The following is a 1,885-nucleotide window of genomic DNA, read 5'->3' as shown; positions in this document are numbered from 1 at the left end:
GTACGCCGACGTGCCGGCCGCGGCGGCGCTCGGGTCGACGCTGTTCTTCGATGCCGGCATGAGCCGCGACGGCACGGTGTCCTGCTCGACCTGCCACAAGATCGACCGCCAGTTCCAGGACGACCTGCCGCAAGCGGTCGGCGTCGGCCGCACAAACCGGCGCACCATGCCGCTGGCCGGCGTGGCGCGCGATCCATGGTTCTTCTGGGACGGGCGGCGCGACAGCCTATGGGCGCAGGCGCTGACGCCGCTCGAAAATCCGCTCGAGCAGGCCGGCAACCGCGCCGCCTTCGCGCACTACATCAAGAACCGGTTCGGCGAGCGCTATGAGCGGATATTCGGTCCGCTGCCCGACCTTTCCACGGTGCCGGCCAATGCCAGCCCGCTCGGCACCGAGGCAGAGAAGGCCGCGTGGAGCGCCATGCCCGCCGGACAGGCCGACGATGTCAATCGCGTCTTTACCAATATCGGCAAGGCGATCGCGGCTTTCGAGCGCTCGATCGAACCTCCGGAGACGCGCTTCGACCGCTTCGCCATCGATCTTGCGACCGGCGCCAGGCCTGAGGGCGACGCGGCGTTCTCGCCGGAAGAGATCCTCGGGCTGAAGCTGTTCATCGGCAAGGCCAATTGCGTGACCTGCCACAACGGCCCGCGCTTCACCGACAACGCTTTCCACAACACCGGCGTGCCACCGGTCAAGGATCTGCCGCCGGATCGCGGGCGGGTCGACGCGGTGGCTCAAGTTCAGGCAGATCCCTTCAACTGCTTCGGCAAGTTCCGCGACGGGGACGCAAGCGCCTGCCGCGAGCTGCGCTTCATGGTGAAGGACGGTGAGCAGCTTGTGCGCGCCTACAAGACGCCGTCGCTGCGGGGCGCCGCCACCCGACCGCCTTACATGCATGCCGGACAGTTCTCGTCGCTGGACGAAGTGATCGAGCATTATTCGAAGGCGCCGGCGAGCGTCGAAGGCGCTTCGGAGGTGCATCCGCTCGATCTTTCCGACCGTGAGCGGGCGGCGCTGGTGGCGTTCCTCAAGACGCTGTCGGAATGAAGGGATAAGAAGGTCCGATGAGCCGGAAAACAGTTCTCGTTGAAGACGCCGCCAAGGATTGGTTCAAGGATCCCGAGTTCGTTGCCGAATTCGCGGCCTTGCGAGAGGAATTCGCGATTGTCGAAGCATCGATAAGGGCTAGAGATCAAGCCGATCCGATCAGGGAGCCTTCCGCTAACGATCCTTCACCGTCTCCATCGCCACAAAGGTAGACGTCTGCGCCACGTGGGGGAGTGCCGAGATACGCTCGCCGAGCACCCGGCGATAGGCGGCGATGTCGGTTGTGCGGACTTTCAGCAGATAATCGAAGCTCGACGCCATCATATGGCATTGCTCGATCTCCGGCACGCCTTGCACCGCGCGGTTGAACGCGTCGAGCGCCGCTGAGCGCGTGTCGGAAAGCTTGACCTGGACGAAGGCGACATGGCCTTCGCCCATGCGCTCGCGGTCGACGATGGCGCGGTAGCCTCTTATGTAGCCGTCCTTCTCCAGCCGCTTCACCCGCGCCTGCACCGGCGTCTTCGACAGGCCGACCTTCAAAGCCAGTTCGGACATGGAAAGCCTGCCGTCGCGCCCGAGGGCGGACAGGATGTTGCGGTCTATGCGGTCCAATTGGTCTTCGGTCATCGATATGATGGTCAAAATGATTGGTTTCAACATTATATGATAGTTCAAATGGACTATCCTGTCGATTTCTTTGGACCGACCTGGATTTTCCAATTGTGCTAGCTTTCGCCGATCGGTCCGGTGACCGCCGGACCGCTCCCCAACGCTCGCTTTCATGGACCCGACATGCCGCTCGATGCCATCCGCCAGCAGATCCGTGCCAACTAC

General features: G+C 63.3%; 2 protein-coding genes. One reads left to right on the top strand and one right to left on the bottom strand.

Translation table 11 applies throughout. The features are described from left to right. Positions 1-1,051 (top strand): cytochrome c peroxidase (locus EOA29_RS34915; protein WP_127222294.1); only part of this gene is annotated, 1,051 nt, incomplete at its 5' end. A gap of 174 nt (positions 1,052-1,225) precedes the next feature. Here EOA29_RS34915 and EOA29_RS34910 read toward each other — a convergent pair. Continuing rightward, a complete protein-coding gene (locus tag EOA29_RS34910) occupies positions 1,226-1,678 on the bottom strand; it encodes an Lrp/AsnC ligand binding domain-containing protein (protein ID WP_126095862.1) in 453 nt (150 codons plus the stop codon). Positions 1,679-1,885: the final 207 nt, after the last annotated feature.

Origin of the sequence: Mesorhizobium sp. M1E.F.Ca.ET.063.01.1.1 (genome assembly GCF_003998155.1) — a bacterium.
GTDB lineage: Bacteria > Pseudomonadota > Alphaproteobacteria > Rhizobiales > Rhizobiaceae > Mesorhizobium.
Note: the sequence above shows the minus strand (reverse complement) of the source record. Positions and strands in the feature narration are given on the sequence as shown.

Bases quoted from the DNA above. Each gene is read 5' to 3' on its own strand.
- EOA29_RS34910 (WP_126095862.1), bottom strand. From the start codon at position 1,678: ATGACCGAAGACCAATTGGACCGCATAGACCGCAACATCCTGTCCGCC.